Origin of the sequence: Niabella aurantiaca DSM 17617 (genome assembly GCF_000374125.1) — a bacterium.
Taxonomy (GTDB): Bacteria; Bacteroidota; Bacteroidia; order Chitinophagales; family Chitinophagaceae; genus Niabella; species Niabella aurantiaca.
This window is the reverse complement of the sequence record NZ_KB893625.1, coordinates 664,131-680,913: the sequence shown is the minus strand read 5'-3', so window position 1 is coordinate 680,913 and position 16,783 is coordinate 664,131. Positions and strand designations below refer to the sequence as shown.

Below are 16,783 nucleotides of genomic sequence, written 5' to 3'. Positions count from 1 at the left end.
ACGCCAGACATCAGATCCCGGAGATTGATAACAGCTTCTTATGAAATCCTTTCATAACTTTCCTGTTAAATTCCATATGAAAAGAAGCGCATCCTTTTTTCATTTGTTCGCGGCTCTTTCGCTCCTATGGTTTGCAGTTGCCTGCACGCATACAAGGTCCGGAGAAATGCACTCCATCTTCAATGCATCTCCTTCTATGATGGATCAACTGGCAGCTATCGATTATGAAGATCAGCGTTATCGCCAGGAAATTATGCCGATCATAAATGCAGATCATCTGGATTCTGTAAAGCTAAAAGCCGTCTTTAAAAAGATACACCAGGCAGATTCCATCAACCAGCGCGCAATCCGTTACATCCTGGATCATAAAGGCTGGCCCCATCCAAAGCAGGTTGGTATTGAGGGTTCAATCACTGTTTGGGCCGTACTTCAGCATGCAGATCTGAAAACACGGGAAAAATATCTGGGCATGGTGGTGCAGGCAGTGGCCGATAAAAAACTGGAACCAAAATACCTGGGCTACCTGGAGGACAGGATCGCCGGGGATAAAGGCATGAAACAGCGATATGGCACCCAGCAATTTCTTATTGATAAGCACAAAACAGTGCTGGCGCCGCTCCTCGATCCCGGCAAAGTGGATAGCTGGCGGAGGGAGATCGGCATGGGTCCCTTAATGGATCATTTAAACGTATCGGTAGACTCCGGGTGGACATGGGCCCAATACTACCGGGACCTGCCTGAAAGTGAAATCATACTGAAGAAGAAAAAAGCGTATTTCGATTCACATAAAGAGGAACATCCATGAGCTGATTTAAGATCTTAATTTCAGTACGGAAAGTGCTTATTCGGTGCTTTGAAGCGATTCCGCTGCGTAGCTGCCGGAACAAGTTCGGCATTACAGGAAGACCGGCCTGCAGCCTGCTCCTTACTGATACCGGAGGCGGATCTCAAATACGTCTTCAAAATGCGTCTTTAACTGCTGTTTTACTCCTTCCATATCCACTTCCCGGCCCAACTCTTTCTGCAGGGATGTGACCTGCTTGTTCTGGATACCGCAGGGTATGATGAACCCAAAATAATCCAGGTCTGTATTTACATTCAGCGCAAAACCGTGCATGGTGATCCACCGGCTGGTCCGCACGCCAATGGCGCAGATCTTCCGCTCACGGCCCCGTACGAAAGGATCGAGCCATACCCCCGTTTCGCCGGGCGACCGCTCTCCTTTTAAACCATAACCGGAAAGGGTCCGGATCACCACCTCTTCTATATTCCGCAGGTAGCGGCCAATGTCCGTATAAAATCTTTCCAGGTCAAAAATAGGATATCCCACTATTTGCCCCGGCCCATGATACGTAATATCGCCCCCTCTGTTGATCCGGAAAAAATCGATCCCCCGCTTTACCAGGTGCTCTTCGCTCAGCAGCACATTATCCATATGCCCGCTTTTTCCCAGCGTGTACACATGCGGATGCTCCACAAAAAGCAAATGGTTTGACGTTTGATATTCGGCACCTGACGTTTCTCCCTTATCCTGAGCCTCACGCAACGCGGTTTTAACAGCCACATTTTCCTGCAATAACCGTTCCTGGTAATCCCACGCTTCTTTATACCGAACGGTTCCGATGTCCTTAAACAATACTTCCTGATAATTCATAATCGATATGCAAAATTACCAAAGAAAGGCGGATGTCTTACATTTGCAGCGGGAAAGGGGCTTTACCGGTCTTTCAGGCATGATTTCCCCGAGGTGGAAGAAAAACCAGACCGGCAGGGTCTACTAAATTTGAAGCAATGGCAATGAATGAAAGCGAAGTACCAGACGATTTTTCGGCAGGTACCGATGGCAATGATGAGCTATACGAAAAGTTTGTTTATAAGACCGATAAAGGACAGGAACCCTATCGCATTGATAAATACCTGATGAACCGTATTGAAGGCGCTACCCGGAACAAGATCCAGCAGGCGATCCGCAATCATATGGTGCTGGTGGATGGCAGGGAGATAAAACCCAACTACAAATTAAAAGGCATCCAGGAAATCGTTGTGTACACCGATATGGCGCCGGACGGGAATGAGATCCTCCCCGAAAATATTCCGCTAAACATTGCTTATGAAGATGCCGCTGTTCTGATCGTGAATAAAGAGCCGGGAATGGTGGTGCACCCGGGGTCCGGCAATCCGGACGGTACCCTGATCAACGCGGTAGCCCATCATTTACAGCAGGAGAATGCCGCCATAACCGAAGAAACGCTTCCCCGCTTTGGTATGGTACACCGGATCGACAAGAATACCAGTGGACTCCTGGTGCTTGCCAAAACCGAGAAGGCCATGCGCTCCCTTGCCAAACAATTTTTTGACCACGCCGTAAGCCGGAAATACATTGCGCTGGTATGGGGAGACCTGGAAGCCGACGAAGGCACCATTGTTGCCCATGTGGGAAGAAACCTGCGCTTCCGTAAGCTATTTGAAGCTTACCCCGAAGGCGACCATGGAAAAGAGGCCGTTACCCACTATAAAGTACTGGAGCGCTTTGGCTATGTAACCCTCGTGCAGTGCATCCTGGAAACCGGCCGCACCCATCAGATCCGGGTGCATATGAAGCACATCGGGCATCCCCTTTTCAATGATGACTTCTATGGCGGCGACAAGATCGTAAAAGGGACCGTATATGCCAAGTACAAGCAATTTGTAGACAACTGCTTTGAACTTTGCCCCCGCCAGGCGTTGCACGCTAAAACACTGGGCTTTGTGCATCCCGATACCAATGAGGAAATTTTATTTGACAGTGCGCTGCCACCGGACATGGAAGCCATGATTGAAAAGTGGCGACGGTATACCCATCGGCCTTAGTAATTTGAAAATATGGAAATGTGAGAATGTGGAAATAAGTGACCCTTCCGGGAATGTAGAACCCGCCTGCCGGACGGACAGGTATTGAATAAAAATTTCTATCGAAATTAATATGCATAGCAGGAGAGCCGGGGCCGGAACATCGGAACACCAGCTTTTTTCAGTGCATTTGAGATTTGAAACATCACACCATGTATAAAAACGGATCTGCCGTGAAACGTTAAACCTGAAACGCTGCAGGCTTTATTCCAGTTCAATACGTTTTTTAAGCCGGATGTCTTTCAAAGAGCTGCCCACCATGATATCAAACTCCCCGGGTTCTACCACAAAATCCATATGCTTATCCAGCAGGGACAGATCATCCGGGGTCAGTTTAAAATGAACGGTCTTCGTTGCTCCCGGAGTCAGCGATACCCGCTCAAATCCTCTCAACACAGACTCATAAGCCGTAACGCTGCTCACCCGGTCTTTTACATACAACTGCACGACTTCATCGCCTTTAACCGCTCCGGTATTTTTTATATCTACCGCAACCCGGATATCCGATTGCGTTTTGCCCTTTTCAGGTGATACCTGAAGGTTAGAATATTCAAAGCGGGTATAGCTCAATCCAAAGCCAAAGGGATACAGAGGGCCCACTACCGCCGTTCTGCCGTAGCCATTGGGGCCATCCCCGGGTTGTCCCGCATGGGATGCCGGTTTGAAGGGGAAGTTTAGTTCGATCTGCCCGGTCGTTTTGGGAAAGGTCATGGTCAGCTTTCCACCCGGATTATAGGCCCCGAAAAGCGCTTCTGCCACTGCCGTTCCTCCCTGCGGCCCGGGAAACCAGGCTTCTAAAATGGCATCCAGGTAACGGTTTTCCCAGTTGATGGTGAGCGGCTGCCCGTTGATCATTACCATCACAACGGGTTTGCCCGTCTTCTTCAGCTCCTGTAATAATTTCAATTGCCTGCCAGGCAGGTTCAGACCGGTGCGGGACAAGCTCTCACCCACGCGTTTGTTGTCTTCCCCAACCACGGCGATCACCACATCACTTTTCTTTGCAGCTTCCACGGCTCTGCTGATCTCCACTGTTTCTTCGTTTGTTAACGGGGTTTCAATGATCTCGCTCTCCGGCCAGGTCGCATCTGCTACTTCGCATCCTTTTACGTATTGTACCGCCGCCTGACTGCCAACATAGTTCCGGATACCTTCCAACACCGAGATCACTTCTTTATTGGAGGGCCCGTAACGGCTGATGGCATGATCTTTTTCATCAGCCAGAGGACCGGTTACCAGGATCTTTTTATACTCCCCCGTTGAAAGCGGCAAAAGCTGCTGTCCGTTTTTCAGCAATACCAGCGACTCGCGGTTCATCTGCAAAGCCACCGCCTCTGATCGTTCTGTAGCCACCGTACGGTTGGCCAGCTTCGGATCCTTCACATAGGGATGATCAAACAGCCCCAGTCTGAATTTCACCCGCAGCACTTCCCCCACGCGCTGATCCAGGGTTTCCACAGACACGGACCCTTCCTTTACCAGCTCGCGCAACGGCCGTATGAAGGTTGCCGGCGAATCAAATTCCGTACGTACATTCAGTCCCGCTTCCATCACCATTTTTACCGCTTCCTTGTAGTCCTTTGCCACATGGTGCTTTTCCGATACAAATTCCACGGCCCGGCTGTCCGACACTACATACCCGTTAAACCCGTATTGCTGCCGCAGCAGCTCCGTTAAAAAATAATGACTGGCGGTTATCGGTTCCCCGTCCCAGTCGTTGTAGCTGCTCATGATGCCCATCGGATGTGCATGGGCGATTACTTTTTTAAACGGATACAGGAATAACTGGTGCATTTCCCTGGGCGCCACATGCGGGTCGGTACGGGCATTGCCATCGCGTCCTCCCTTGGGAATACTGTACACGGCAAAATGTTTTAAGGTAGAGGCCACCCCGTTTTCCTGGATGCCCGCAGCCATTTCCGTTCCCAGCTGTGCAATAAGGAAGGGAGACTCCCCATAGGTTTCCACTACTCTTCCCCAACGCGGGTCCCGGGCAACATCCAGTATAGGTGCATATACATTGGTATAACCCAGCGCTTTTGCCTCCCTGCCTACGATCTGCCCCATTTGCCGTACGAGGCCCTTGTTCCAGGTAGCTCCAATGCTTATCGGCGCAGGAAAGGCGGTGGCATGATCGTGGTTCAGCCCGTGTATGCCTTCATTGGTAAAATCGACCGGAATGCCGAGCCGGGTTTCTTCAATAAACCACCGCTGTACATTGTTGATGGCTTCCGCATGCCGGCTAAAGGGATAGGAATATTTCGTTTGCGCCTTTTTGTTATGGGCTAGTCCGTTCAGCATTTCATCAATATTGGCAATGCCGTCTTTCCAGATCTCATTCTTCCAGGCCGGGGTAGGTTGCTCGTCTTTCAGCACTCTTCCATAACCATACAGCGTTGCCGTCTGACAGGTCTTCTCCTCCACCGTCATTTGCGCCAGCAGATCCTTGACCCTTAACTCCAGCGGAGCACCCGGATCTTCATAGATATCTTTTTTACCGTTCTTATTAAAATCGATCCAGTCTTTATGATAAATACTCTTTTGGGCAAGCAATGTTGCAGATGCTGTCAGCATCGCAAAAGCTGTAACAATATATTTCATTCAATAGTATTTGCGGTGCTGCAAGATAAATAATTCAGCTAATAGGCAAAACCGTTCATCATTATGGAACGAAGCGGCTGGGAGGACCTGGGGAGACTTTATGAAATCCTGGTTGTGTAAACAACCGGCAACAACCTCCCTTAAAAAGAACGGCCCGTTTGCACGGGCTGTTCTTCTATCTAATATGCTATAAGATGAAATTATTCAACATTTTCGGCTGCGGCATCCAGCGCTTTTTTCGCGGCTTCAGCAGCTTCCTTCTCTTTGGCCTTTTTCTTTCCGCTCATCAGCTTGATGATCACAGGGGCGGTCGTTACCACCACGATACCCAAAACAATGTATTCGAGGTGTTGTTTCAGGTCGAACTGGAAAGCGGTCATTAACCACTTCTGAAGAAAATGCCCGGCAAACAGCATCGAAAATACCCAGGCTACACAACCCACAATATTATAAAAGGTGAACTTGGCCCGGTTCATTCCCACAATGCCGGCAATGATGGGAGCAAAGGTCCGGATAAAAGGCAGGAACCGTGCAACAATGATGGCACCTCCGCCGTGCTTTTCATAAAAATCATGCGCCTGTTCCAGGTAGCGGCGTTTAAAAAAGAAATTCTCTTTCCAGTGGTACATTGCCGGGCCTACTTTGCGACCGGTCCAGTATCCGACCATATTGCCCAGGATCCCGCAAAAAGCGATCAGTGCCCAAAGCACCACAAGATCCAGCCATTCATTCTGAATATGTCCTAAATTAAAAAGTTTTAAAAACTGGTAGGTCAGCCCGGGTTCCGCGGTTGCGCCTTCCCCAATCTTATGGGCATAAATTCCGGCAATAAATAAGAGCGTATCGCCCGGGAGAAAAAACCCGGCAAACAGGCCGGTTTCGGCAAAAACAACAAAAAGTAAAAGCCATAGGCCACCATTCTCAATATACCACTGCGGTTGCAACAAATCCGTCCAGCTAAAGCTGTTTAAAAGTTCGATCATTATTTGGTTTTAATTATCCTCTACAAAATTCCGGGCTTTTTGTTCATCAAATTCTCCTTCCCAGCGTGCAATTACGCAACTTGCCAGTGTATTTCCGATTACGTTAACAGAAGTACGGGCCATGTCCATCAGCTCATCGATGCCATAAATCGCCATAATGGGCCACAAGGGCAAATTGAAGGTATGCGCGGTGGCGATCAGGATCACGAGGGAGGCCCTGGGAACGGCAGCCACCCCCTTGCTGCTCAGCATCAGCGATAAGCCGATCATCAGCTGCTCCCCAAACGACAAATGAATGCCCGCGGCCTGGGCTACAAAAACAGCTGCCAGCGACAGGTACAGCGTGGTCCCGTCCAGGTTAAAGGTATAACCGGTGGGGATCACGAACGAAACTATTTTTCGAGGTACACCGAATTTTTCCATGTTTTCCAGCGCTTTAGGCAAAGCAGAATCCGAACTGGTAGTAGCGAAGGCGATCGACACCGGCTCCTTGATGGCCTGAATAAACCTGCGCAGCGGAATACGGGCCACGAACAGGGCAATGGGTACCAGCACAAGCAGGAGAAATGCGATCAGCGCCAGGTAAAGCGTTATCAAAAGAAGCCCCAGGTTCTTTAAAATATCAATGCCCAGGTGCCCCACGGTAACGGATATGGCCGCGCCCACCCCAAAGGGTGCAAAGTGCATGATCAGGTTCGTGAACTTGAACATAGTCTCCGAGAGACTCTCCGTAAAATCGATCAGCGGCTTTTTCCGCTTCTCGGAAAGCATTGCCAGCGATATTCCAAAAATGAGGCTGAATACCACGATGGGCAATACACTGCCTTCATAAACGGACTTGATGATGTTTTCCGGGAAAATATCAATGATATGATCCTGCCAGGTCTTTTCGGAAGGATCGGGCAGTTTGTCGATCAGGTGCGGCGGCATCTCGATCCCGGCGCTGTCCATAATGGTGATCACCTTCTGCTGCAGCACTTTTTCCTGGGAACGCGGAAGGTCTTTTAATAATGCCTCCGGCACTTCGATGCCGGTTCCTGCTTTTGTAATATTTATAAATACCAACCCGATTATCAGCGCAAAAGTGGTCACTATCTCAAAATAAAGTATAGATTTCCATCCCATGCGCCCCACCTGCTTCAGGTTGCTGTGGCTGGCAATACCCACTACCAGTGTAGAAAATAACAGGGGGGCCACAATGGTCTTGATCAGCCTCAGGAAGATCGTACTCAAAAACTTCAGGTTCTGGGAAAAAGCAGGAAAGTCTACCCCGATCTCCACGCCGATCGCCATGGCCACGAAGATCCAGGTGGTGAGCGATCTTTTGTATCCTGCAAATACAATAAGGCTGGCGATCACGATCCACCGCAGCCCAAAAAGCACTGCCCCGGGAATGGGAACCCACTCTTCATGTATCAGATGGAAAACAGCAGCAATTGTAAAAAGTATGATGGAAAGAAACCCGGCTTTTCTTCTGTTCATAGTCGAGTAGTTATTTGCCAAAACTAAAGGTTTAGCCTGAAAAAGGGCCTCCCCCCTTTAATAATTTTCAAAAAAATGGAATAAGTTTTATCCGGGAAGCGTATTATTGCTTACTTTTCACTGCCGTATAATTTTTATTAAAAATAAACTACTCATTAAAGAATCAATCTTATGGGATTATTTGTCAAGAAACCATTGCATGCCTTATTAGCTGAATCTGAGGAATCGGAACAAGGGTTAAAAAAAACACTTACTTCCTGGTCATTGGTGGCCCTGGGAATCGGTGCCATCATCGGAGCCGGCCTGTTTTCGATCACCGGCATGGCAGCAGCGAATTATGCGGGGCCTGCGATCATGATCTCATTTGTAGTTGCTGCGCTGGGTTGTGCTTTTGCCGGCCTGTGTTATGCGGAATTTGCTTCGATGATCCCGGTTGCGGGCAGCGCCTACACCTATAGTTATGCCACCATGGGTGAGTTCATTGCCTGGATCATTGGCTGGGACCTGGTGCTGGAATATGCGGTAGGTGCAGCCACCGTTGCCTCCAGCTGGTCGGGCTACCTGTCAAAGCTGCTGGCGTCTTTTGGCGTTTCGCTGCCGCAGCATTTGATGATGACCCCTTTCGACACGGCCGCAGACGGAACACATGGACTGATGAACCTCCCGGCAGTATTCATTGTCGTACTGATGTCGCTGGTATTGATCAAAGGAACTAGCGAGTCGGCTTTGGTAAATACGATCATTGTGATCCTGAAAGTGGGTATTGTGCTCACGTTTATTTTTGTGGGCTTTAAATATGTCCGTCCGGAGAATCTGCAGCCCCTGATCCCCGAGAATCAGGGCGAGTTTGGAAAATTCGGCTGGTCGGGCATCATCCGCGCGGCAGCCGTCGTCTTTTTCGCCTATATCGGGTTTGATGCCGTGTCGACGGCCGCCCAGGAAACAAAAAATCCCAAAAAGGCCATGCCCATCGGTATCATGGGCTCTCTGCTTATTTGTACCGTATTGTATATTATTTTTGCCTATGTGATGGTTGGTGTGGCCCATTATACGGAGTTTGGACAAGGCACTTCAAGTGATCACCTGGCGCCGGTAGCTACCGCCATTGACCATATGGGACTTGCTGATGCAACCGGTAAGATCCAGCCGGCTTACCCCTGGCTGAATAATACCATTATTATAGCCATCCTGCTGGGATATGCTTCTGTGATACTGGTGATGCTGCTGGGACAAAGCCGTGTATTCTATTCTATGAGCAGCGACGGATTGCTGCCCCGGTTCTTTTCAGTGGTGCACCACAAATACCGGACACCTGCCCGTTCCAACCTGTTCTTTATGGTATTCGTAAGCCTGTTCGCGGCCTTTGTTCCGGGAAGGGTTGTAGGCGAAATGACCAGCATCGGTACCCTGTTTGCCTTTATCCTTGTTTGCATCGGTGTGATCATCCTGCGGAAATCGAACCCGGATGCCCCAAGGGCATTCAAAACACCCCTGGTTCCCCTGGTTCCCATCCTGGGCGTGATCGTTTGTTTTGGCATGATGGCTTTCCTGCCGTTTGATACCTGGATCCGCCTGATCGTATGGATGCTGATCGGTATGGATGTATATCTGTTCTTTGGGTTAAAACACAGCATCCTGAATAAGGGGAAACACGACAGCAGCAGCTACCGTACCGTCTCCAATACGGGACTGGTGATGGCAGTGATCCTGGCGGCCGTTGCCTTTGCCCATCACTATACCACCAATGTACCGGATACCGGCCTGTTTTATTTCTCTGTTGGTTTTGCGGCTTTGCACTTCCTGCTCTTTTTGGCAAACCGGTCGTCCAAAACATCTGCCGCAACCGGAGTTGACCAGTAAGCGCATCATATTATTTTTACAGCCTGCCCGTAAAAGCAGGCTGTTTTTTTATACTTCGTCAAAGAAGCCATAAATTTGCACCCTTATTAACGCACAGTCAGAAAGAAATTTTTATGGGAAGGATATTTGAAGTTCGTAAAGCCACTATGTTTGCCCGGTATGACCGTATGGCCAAACAGTTTACCCGTATTGGTAAGGAAATTGCCATCGCTGTAAAGGCCGGTGGTCCGGACCCGCATACCAATGCCGCATTGCGCCGCTGTATGCAGAATGCCAAAAGTGTAAATATGCCCAAAGACCGGGTAGAAGCGGCCATCAAAAGAGCCCAGGGAAAAGAGATGGAGAACTATGATGAGCTCCTCTATGAAGGATACGGGCCCCATGGCGTTGCCGTACTGGTTGAAACGGCCACTGACAACCATGTACGCACGGTGGCAAATGTAAAATCACATTTCAATAAAGGCGGTGGTACCCTGGGCAACAGTGGCAGCGTAGCCTTTCAATTCACTAAAATGGGCGTTTTCAAATTAAATCCCGAGGGATTGAATGCGGAGGAGCTGGAACTGGAACTGATCGATGCCGGCCTGGAAGAGCTGGGTGAGAGCACCGATGAAAATGAGAAAGAGGTCCTTGTGGCACGTGTGGGGTTCACTGATTTTGGCAATATGCAAAAAGCCCTGGAAGAAAAAAACATTACCCCCATCAGTGCCGAAGTAGAGTGGATCCCCGGCACCACGGTTCCGGTGACCGATGAACAGGCAGAAGAAGTAAGCAAGCTGATCGAGCGGCTGGAGCAGGACGATGATGTGCAGAAGGTATTCCACAATATGCAATAGAGCAGGCAGCAATCAATATTTAAAATGGACTGGATCCTCCTCGAAAAAGAAGAACAATTACCGGATATCGATCGTGCCTCGGTCAGCAGACCCCAGCTGATCTTTAAGCACAGTACCCGTTGTTCCATCAGTAGCGTTGTCAAAAGCCGGCTGAATAAAGGGACCTTGCCTGCGGAGATCGACTTCTATTACCTGGACCTGATCGCCTGCCGTAATGTGTCCAATGCGATCGCAGCACATTATAGCATCCGCCACGAGTCGCCCCAGGTGTTACTGATCAAAAACGGAAAATGTGTTTATAATGAGAGTCACAGCGCCGTTTACATGGAAGATATTTTAGATGCAGCCGGTTAAAACATTTTTCAGAAAACTCATCAATTGATTTCCGAATTACAGCAAGAATAACTATTTTTGCGGCCCGGTAATTGATTTTAAATTCCGTATGGCGGGGTAGCTCAGGTGGTTAGAGCGTTGGATTCATAACCCAAAGGTCTCGGGTTCAACTCCCGATCCCGCTACGATTGGGAGTTTCTCCCAAAATAACAGAGGGTTGGTCTATTTGGATCAGCCCTTTTTCTATTAAAATCAATTGGTTAGGTGCAAAGGTTGGGTATTGTTTGTGGTTCTCCGCCTTTCACGCACGAAAGAGAGCTTGAGAACTCAACATTTACGAAGCACTATTGCCGGAATATGGGGTCAGGAGATTATACCGAACCGGTATCAAAACGTTCTGCCCAAACTATTCTCACCGAAGGTAAATGGCGGCTTTTGAAACCAGCCATATTTTTTCCTACATCACGAAATTCCGGTTCCCGTAAAAATGCGCCTGCCCTCACTATTTATCCTGTTTTTGTCGCATGTTATTTCAATTTTTTGAGTGCCTCCATTTATAGCTTTGCCGGGTCTATTAATATATATTTAATAGCCCGTCTATTGTACGTATAGGTAATATGCACCAGCCCGTCTGAAGACTGTATAATCGCCGGATAAGCGTACCCGTCCTGAATGGGCTCATTCTCAAGAGTCATAACCGGCTTCCAGTTGATACCATCACTAGAGATCGCCAGATTTAGAAGATTTCTACCCTTCGGCTCCGGCCCCTTTCTGGTACTATGATTGTATACGAGTAGCTGCCGCCCATCCTTAAGTGTTACGGCATCAGTTCCCGAATTTGGATTAGGAAGATCAAGTGCTGTCATTTTACTCCAGGTCCGACCCCCATCAGTGGACCAACTTTGAGCGAGTAGGTCCTGCCTCGTTCTACAAATAGCTTGAATGTTTCCGCCGGGATAAGCTAGCAGGCTCGGTTGAATGGCATCAAATTCAACACCGTCATTGACTGGTCCGATAACCTCCCAGGTTTTACCTGTATCCTTACTTATTTCAAAATAAACTCTCCAGTCGATCTCTCCGTTAAGGGTAACCTTTTCAATGCTCGATGGGTTGATCATTGTGCCGTCCTTAAATTGTATAGGTTTATTCTTTACCGGTCCAATTAAATGGCCAATCTTTTTGTCGTCGCCCAGCTTACGAGGAACCGACCATGTTCTTCCGTCATCGTCGGAAGTCATCAGCATCCCCCACCACGCTTCCGGGTTGGGCCCGACTTTGTAAAAAAGCATTAACGGAGCCTGTTTCGGACGAAACAATACGGGATTCCAGCAAGGATACCTGACGGTGTCATTGATGACGCCGTTGGCGACCTCTATGGGCCAACTCCACTTACCGCTGATCTTACGCGACACCCAGATTCCCACATCAGGATCCTTCTCCCGCGTGCCCGAGAAAAAAGCACTCACCAAACCTGAGTGCGTTTCGACGATAGTAGAAGCATGCGCTTGTGGTGCTGGCCGGTTGTTCAGCGGATAAATAAGTTCCGCTTTAATATATGCCCCTTCACCAGGCTTTGAAAGCGAAGGCAATTGGGCCGAACAACACATATTGAATGTTTCTAATAAACCCAACAGAATAATTGAATATTTATAAATAAACACCATTTTATTTGAATTCATAAAGTTACCGGTTATTGTGGCTTCGTTGCAATCCGTTATGCCTTAAGCACCTCAAAAATCACCCTGCACGCATCTCCCCGGGTAATCATAGTCTTAGGATTTATTTTCAGGCTCCGCATCACTGCCAAAATTTTACGGGGTGATCTATCATTGCTTTCGCTTAGCATTTTCGAAAAATCAGCTCCGGTAATGCCATCACTTTTCAGGTTTTCCCGGGAGAAGATTCCAGCTGCATACTTCATAGGATCCAATAACGGATTTTTAGCCAGCCTGGCAGTATGATCCAGCCATGCGCTTGCCAATGCCCGAGTTAGCAGGTCATGCGGTTTCGCATTATAAGAACCAAAAAAACCTTTTGTTCCTAAATATTGAACAGCCGGGTACCATGGCGCGTACTCCCTGCCTTCCACATCATTAAAAAAAGTGATCATAAGGGCCTTACTGGCTAATAACTGCAAAAGCTTATCCTTATTTACTTGTGCGGGCGCCACCTTGTTTTGGATCGCCATCACTACTATATGCCCCGCCGCCTCACAAATGCTCATCCAAGTTGGCTCCAGCCGGATCGTACCCCAACCTACATGAGAAGAAGAGAGGCAAACCGGTACTATCAGATTATCAATATCTTTGGGAAAGATGCAGTCGCAGGATACCTGTCCCGGGAATGTCTTGTTTTTCAGCATAATTTCTCCTTCTGGTTTGCTTCCGGGTAAGGTAAGCCCACGGCATGCGTGAGCGTCCATAAACCATTCGGTAACACTTATGCTGTCTGTTTGTATGGGTGCTCTTTTAATCCCTTTTGATAGCAAGGCATTATGCTCCGTAAATACAGCACGGCCTTCTAGACGCCACGCTTCCCGAACATATATTTCGTATGGCATATTTCCGTTGTCCATATATTCGTTCCCGGCTAGACCAAATTTCAGCATTTTATTTCTGATTGCTTCGGGCACAGACGGGTCATGCTGAAGAAAATACAGATAGGCCAGCGTCATATCGCGGAATTTTTTCGTAATACGATCCCGAACTTTCCAGTTTCCGAGCACGTAGTTATTCTGTTCGCCCATTAGTTCCGGTAAATTCCAGCTGGTTTTCTGATTAGGCAGGCTTAAACCCGCATCGTTTGTAATACCAAAAGCCGCTTTTATATGATCAGCTTCATAGTTGGTTGGCTTTTTGATTGCGATTCTGTTACTAGAATCATCGGTAAGCGTAGTCCTCATATTAAACGCCTGAATCGCTTCATGACTGGCACCTGTGCTTTCCGGCTTAATGAGGTCTGAGCATACGTTATAAACAAACAAATTCATACGCCGCGCCATCCCCAGATCCATATGATTCATCGCTTTAGACGAAGGAGGCCAGGCGTCTTTCGTCATGTAAACAACACCGGCGTGCGCTTCGTTAAATTCAGCTTTTGACTCACGGCCTATACGCATCGGCGTATTTGCTACAACTGCCAGGTCCCCCTCATAAGAACAATCCGCAAAAACATCGGCTTCTATCGTAATCGTATCAACTTCGTTCTTGTTGCTGAAAATAACAGTATCTATTAGTTTCCCCGCTCTGTACACTTTTACGGGGTAATAGTCTTTAATTACAGTAATCAGGTTTTCTTTCTCCAGGAGGTCATTTATAAGTTTCTCCATTACATTCGATTCGAATCTTGTTTTTGGAAAGCCAGGAAGTGAGGCCTTATATTGCGGAGATTGCTTACCGTATTTTTCCCTGTAGTAATCATGAGTCATGTAGCGCAATTCATCATAAATTGGCGCCCGAGCTCCATTATATAGTGTATCCATGGTGCCCAAGCCATTAACAAACATCCCGCCAAGATGCTGATTGTGATTAATCAAAACTACCTTTAACCCTTCACGGGCAGCTCTTACAGTGAGCGCTATTCCGCCGGGAGTTCCTCCAAAAACAGCCAGGTGATACTCCCTATCGGAGTCGGGGTTGGCATCCGGTAATACACCCGCCCTTTTATCGATATTAAGTGCGGCCGGCAAAACGCCAAGACCTAACATTTTTATAGTTTCCCGTCTATTCATTTAGCGATATTTTGTACCCTTTGCGACCCTTCAATTGGGTCTCCGTTTTGAATGGTCTGGTTCACGAAATAGTGATACGCCGGGCTTTGCCCTTCCTTTCCTGCTAAATCCCTTCCTAACTAAGGCCTCGCCAGCTTTCTATCGTTTACGTAGAGAATAATCGGTGCTAAACAAATATTTTCAGGTCCCAGATATTATTTGAGTGATCGCATGGCTTCCACATAGTAAGACCGGCCGCCAAAATCGTCTAGCCCCCGGGCCATTTAAACCGCTATGCTGAATTTTTATAAATAAATTACTGACGCCAATAACACTTGAAAATCTTATCCCTGCAAACATACTTGCTTTTGGCTACCAAGGCCTTCAATTTGAAGTTCTACTACATCCCCCTCTTTCAGATATTGAGGGGGCTTCATGCCCATTCCTACTCCGGGGGGTGTGCCTGTTGAAATAAGGTCCCCTGCTTCCAATGTCATAAAATGGGATAAATAATGTACGAGGAAATAACAATTAAAAATCATATTTGCCGTGTTGCCCTGCTGCATTTGTCGGCCGTTTACCATTAATGACATCTTAAGGTCATGTACATTCTTTATTTCTTCCGGTGTGGCAAGATACGGACCCAATGGATTAAAATTATCACAGGACTTTCCTTTGGTCCATTGCCCGCCTCTCTCCAATTGAAAAGCCCTTTCCGATACGTCATGTGATATGCTATACCCCGCAATGTACTCACCGGCTTCCTCCGGATTATTCAGGTAGCTGGCATTCTTTCCAATCACTATCCCTAATTCTACTTCCCAATCTGTCTTTTTGCTTTTTCGCGGTATCAATATATGATCAAAAGGACCAACTACGGTATTCGCTCCCTTTTGAAATACTATTGGCTCTGTCGGAATATCCATCCCTGATTCAGCTGCGTGATCGGAATAGTTTAATCCAATACAAATTACTTTGCCGGGTCGGGCCACACAGGACGCCCAGCGTGTTTCCTCCGGAACATCGGGAAAAACAACGCCACTCGCCAATAATTTTGTTAAATGGCGGATACCCTGATTTTGAAAAAATCTTCTATCCCAGTCTGTAAAATGCCGGGATAAATCCTTTCGCTTTCCATCTTCGCTAAGTATGCCTGGTTTTTCATTGTCCAGGTCCCCAAATCTGATTAGTTTCACAATTTTTTTTTTAATTAATAAATATGCTAAACGTATTTTAAGTCCTTAGGGAAAAATACCAATTCATACTAGGTGATTTGTGCGTCAAATAGTATTTCTCATTCCGTTTACTCTTGGTTAATATGTTGCCCTTCCTCCGGATATATCATAAATAAAGCCGGTAGAAAAGCTATTTTCATCAGAAACAATAAAGCAAGATATAGCGGCAACTTCTTCTACTGTACCCAGTCTTTTCATAGGTATTTTTGCAGTCATGTAAGCTAATTGTTCGGCCGATGTATTTTCATTCATCGCAGTTTTAATGACAGCCGGCGTAAGCCCGTTCACCGTAATATTTGTATCAGCAAATTCCTTCGCCACTCCTTTAACTAGCCCTATTACTCCAGCCTTTGTTGCAGAATAGCCAATCATGCCGGGGTTTCCTTCTTTACCAGCCATTGAAGAAATCAACAATAAACGGCCGGCACCCGTCTTCTCCATTGCTTTTAATGTATATTTTGTAATAAGAAATGTTCCTTTCAAATTAATTTGGTAAATCTTATCAAAGTCAGCTGTAGTAAAGGCAGTGATTTTTGTATTCGTTGGCCCCACGATGCCCGCCGAGTTCACAAGAATATCTATCCGGTGCCATTCTTGTTCAACGGCTAAAACGGCTTTTTGTACCTCGTTCTCATAGCTGATATCTACCAGATATCCCGTTGCTGTAATTCCTGCTTTTTTAAATTCCTCAATCGTCTTTTGCAGTAATACTTTATCTAAATCGAACACGGCCAGCTTGGCACCTTCTTTTCCCAACCTGTATGCCACGGCTTTCCCTATTCCATTTGCGCCTCCTGTTATAATTGCAATTTTATTACTAAATCTTTTACTCATTCTTAGACATTTATGAATTAA

13 protein-coding genes and 1 tRNA gene are annotated in these 16,783 nt (G+C 47.3%); 6 read left to right on the top strand and 8 right to left on the bottom strand.

What is annotated here, in order from left to right; translation table 11 throughout:
* The first annotated feature begins 76 nt into the window (after positions 1-76).
* On the top strand, positions 77-805 hold the full coding sequence (locus tag B160_RS0102825) for a DUF6624 domain-containing protein (protein ID WP_018626345.1): 729 nt from the start codon (positions 77-79) through the stop codon (positions 803-805).
* 120 nt (positions 806-925) lie between these two features.
* Here B160_RS0102825 and lipB read toward each other — a convergent pair whose 3' ends face one another.
* A complete protein-coding gene (gene lipB / locus B160_RS0102820) occupies positions 926-1,654 on the bottom strand; it encodes a lipoyl(octanoyl) transferase LipB (protein WP_018626344.1) in 729 nt (242 codons plus the stop codon).
* Between the two features lie 137 nt (positions 1,655-1,791).
* On the opposite strand from lipB, the gene B160_RS0102810 reads away from it, so the two are divergent.
* Positions 1,792-2,850, top strand: a complete 1,059-nt coding sequence (locus B160_RS0102810; RefSeq protein ID WP_018626342.1) for an RluA family pseudouridine synthase — start codon at positions 1,792-1,794, stop codon at positions 2,848-2,850.
* A 243-nt stretch (positions 2,851-3,093) separates the two neighbouring features.
* On the opposite strand, the gene B160_RS0102800 is transcribed toward B160_RS0102810, so the two are convergent.
* The 3 genes from B160_RS0102800 to B160_RS0102790 form a co-directional block, all read right to left on the bottom strand.
* Positions 3,094-5,490 (bottom strand): glycoside hydrolase family 3 N-terminal domain-containing protein, encoded by a 2,397-nt coding sequence (locus B160_RS0102800; protein WP_018626340.1) that lies wholly within the window; start codon positions 5,488-5,490, stop codon positions 3,094-3,096.
* A gap of 200 nt (positions 5,491-5,690) precedes the next feature.
* On the bottom strand, positions 5,691-6,473 hold the full coding sequence (locus B160_RS0102795) for a DedA family protein (protein WP_018626339.1): 783 nt from the start codon (positions 6,471-6,473) through the stop codon (positions 5,691-5,693).
* A gap of 9 nt (positions 6,474-6,482) precedes the next feature.
* Positions 6,483-7,955 (bottom strand): dicarboxylate/amino acid:cation symporter, encoded by a 1,473-nt coding sequence (locus B160_RS0102790; protein WP_018626338.1) that lies wholly within the window; start codon positions 7,953-7,955, stop codon positions 6,483-6,485.
* Positions 7,956-8,126: 171 nt separating this feature from the next.
* On the opposite strand from B160_RS0102790, the gene B160_RS0102785 reads away from it, so the two are divergent.
* The 4 genes from B160_RS0102785 (at position 8,127) to B160_RS0102770 (ending at position 11,169) form a co-directional block, all read left to right on the top strand.
* Complete coding sequence (locus tag B160_RS0102785) at positions 8,127-9,815, top strand: amino acid permease (RefSeq protein ID WP_018626337.1); 1,689 nt, start codon at positions 8,127-8,129, stop codon at positions 9,813-9,815.
* A 113-nt stretch (positions 9,816-9,928) separates the two neighbouring features.
* The gene (locus B160_RS0102780) at positions 9,929-10,651 is read left to right on the top strand and encodes a YebC/PmpR family DNA-binding transcriptional regulator (RefSeq protein WP_026309479.1); all 723 of its coding nucleotides are present in this window, start codon (positions 9,929-9,931) and stop codon (positions 10,649-10,651) included.
* 24 nt (positions 10,652-10,675) lie between these two features.
* The gene (ytxJ, locus tag B160_RS0102775; protein WP_018626335.1) at positions 10,676-11,005 is read left to right on the top strand and encodes a bacillithiol system redox-active protein YtxJ; all 330 of its coding nucleotides are present in this window, start codon (positions 10,676-10,678) and stop codon (positions 11,003-11,005) included.
* 90 nt (positions 11,006-11,095) lie between these two features.
* Positions 11,096-11,169, top strand: a tRNA-Met gene (locus tag B160_RS0102770).
* A gap of 369 nt (positions 11,170-11,538) precedes the next feature.
* On the opposite strand, the gene B160_RS0102765 is transcribed toward B160_RS0102770, so the two are convergent.
* The 4 genes from B160_RS0102765 to B160_RS0102750 form a co-directional block, all read right to left on the bottom strand.
* Entirely contained in the window at positions 11,539-12,663 is a 1,125-nt protein-coding gene (locus B160_RS0102765; RefSeq protein WP_211218035.1) for a sialidase family protein, read from the bottom strand.
* Positions 12,664-12,698: 35 nt separating this feature from the next.
* The gene (locus B160_RS28270; protein ID WP_018626333.1) at positions 12,699-14,714 is read right to left on the bottom strand and encodes an FAD-dependent oxidoreductase; all 2,016 of its coding nucleotides are present in this window, start codon (positions 14,712-14,714) and stop codon (positions 12,699-12,701) included.
* Positions 14,715-15,037: 323 nt separating this feature from the next.
* A complete protein-coding gene (locus B160_RS0102755) occupies positions 15,038-15,889 on the bottom strand; it encodes a fumarylacetoacetate hydrolase family protein (protein ID WP_026309478.1) in 852 nt (283 codons plus the stop codon).
* 117 nt (positions 15,890-16,006) lie between these two features.
* Positions 16,007-16,762: an SDR family NAD(P)-dependent oxidoreductase gene (locus B160_RS0102750; protein ID WP_018626330.1), complete on the bottom strand. Its 756-nt coding sequence runs from the start codon at positions 16,760-16,762 to the stop codon at positions 16,007-16,009.
* Positions 16,763-16,783: the final 21 nt, after the last annotated feature.

What these genes read in the sequence shown, in the direction of transcription:
- B160_RS0102825 (WP_018626345.1), top strand. Translation starts at nt 77, where the DNA reads ATGAAAAGAAGCGCATCCTTTTTTCATTTGTTCGCGGCTCTTTCGCTC.
- lipB (WP_018626344.1), bottom strand. Translation starts at nt 1,654, where the DNA reads ATGAATTATCAGGAAGTATTGTTTAAGGACATCGGAACCGTTCGGTAT.
- B160_RS0102810 (WP_018626342.1), top strand. Translation starts at nt 1,792, where the DNA reads ATGGCAATGAATGAAAGCGAAGTACCAGACGATTTTTCGGCAGGTACC.
- B160_RS0102800 (WP_018626340.1), bottom strand. Translation starts at nt 5,490, where the DNA reads ATGAAATATATTGTTACAGCTTTTGCGATGCTGACAGCATCTGCAACA.
- B160_RS0102795 (WP_018626339.1), bottom strand. Translation starts at nt 6,473, where the DNA reads ATGATCGAACTTTTAAACAGCTTTAGCTGGACGGATTTGTTGCAACCG.
- B160_RS0102790 (WP_018626338.1), bottom strand. Translation starts at nt 7,955, where the DNA reads ATGAACAGAAGAAAAGCCGGGTTTCTTTCCATCATACTTTTTACAATT.
- B160_RS0102785 (WP_018626337.1), top strand. Translation starts at nt 8,127, where the DNA reads ATGGGATTATTTGTCAAGAAACCATTGCATGCCTTATTAGCTGAATCT.
- B160_RS0102780 (WP_026309479.1), top strand. Translation starts at nt 9,929, where the DNA reads ATGGGAAGGATATTTGAAGTTCGTAAAGCCACTATGTTTGCCCGGTAT.
- ytxJ (WP_018626335.1), top strand. Translation starts at nt 10,676, where the DNA reads ATGGACTGGATCCTCCTCGAAAAAGAAGAACAATTACCGGATATCGAT.
- B160_RS0102765 (WP_211218035.1), bottom strand. Translation starts at nt 12,663, where the DNA reads ATGAATTCAAATAAAATGGTGTTTATTTATAAATATTCAATTATTCTG.
- B160_RS28270 (WP_018626333.1), bottom strand. Translation starts at nt 14,714, where the DNA reads ATGAATAGACGGGAAACTATAAAAATGTTAGGTCTTGGCGTTTTGCCG.
- B160_RS0102750 (WP_018626330.1), bottom strand. Translation starts at nt 16,762, where the DNA reads ATGAGTAAAAGATTTAGTAATAAAATTGCAATTATAACAGGAGGCGCA.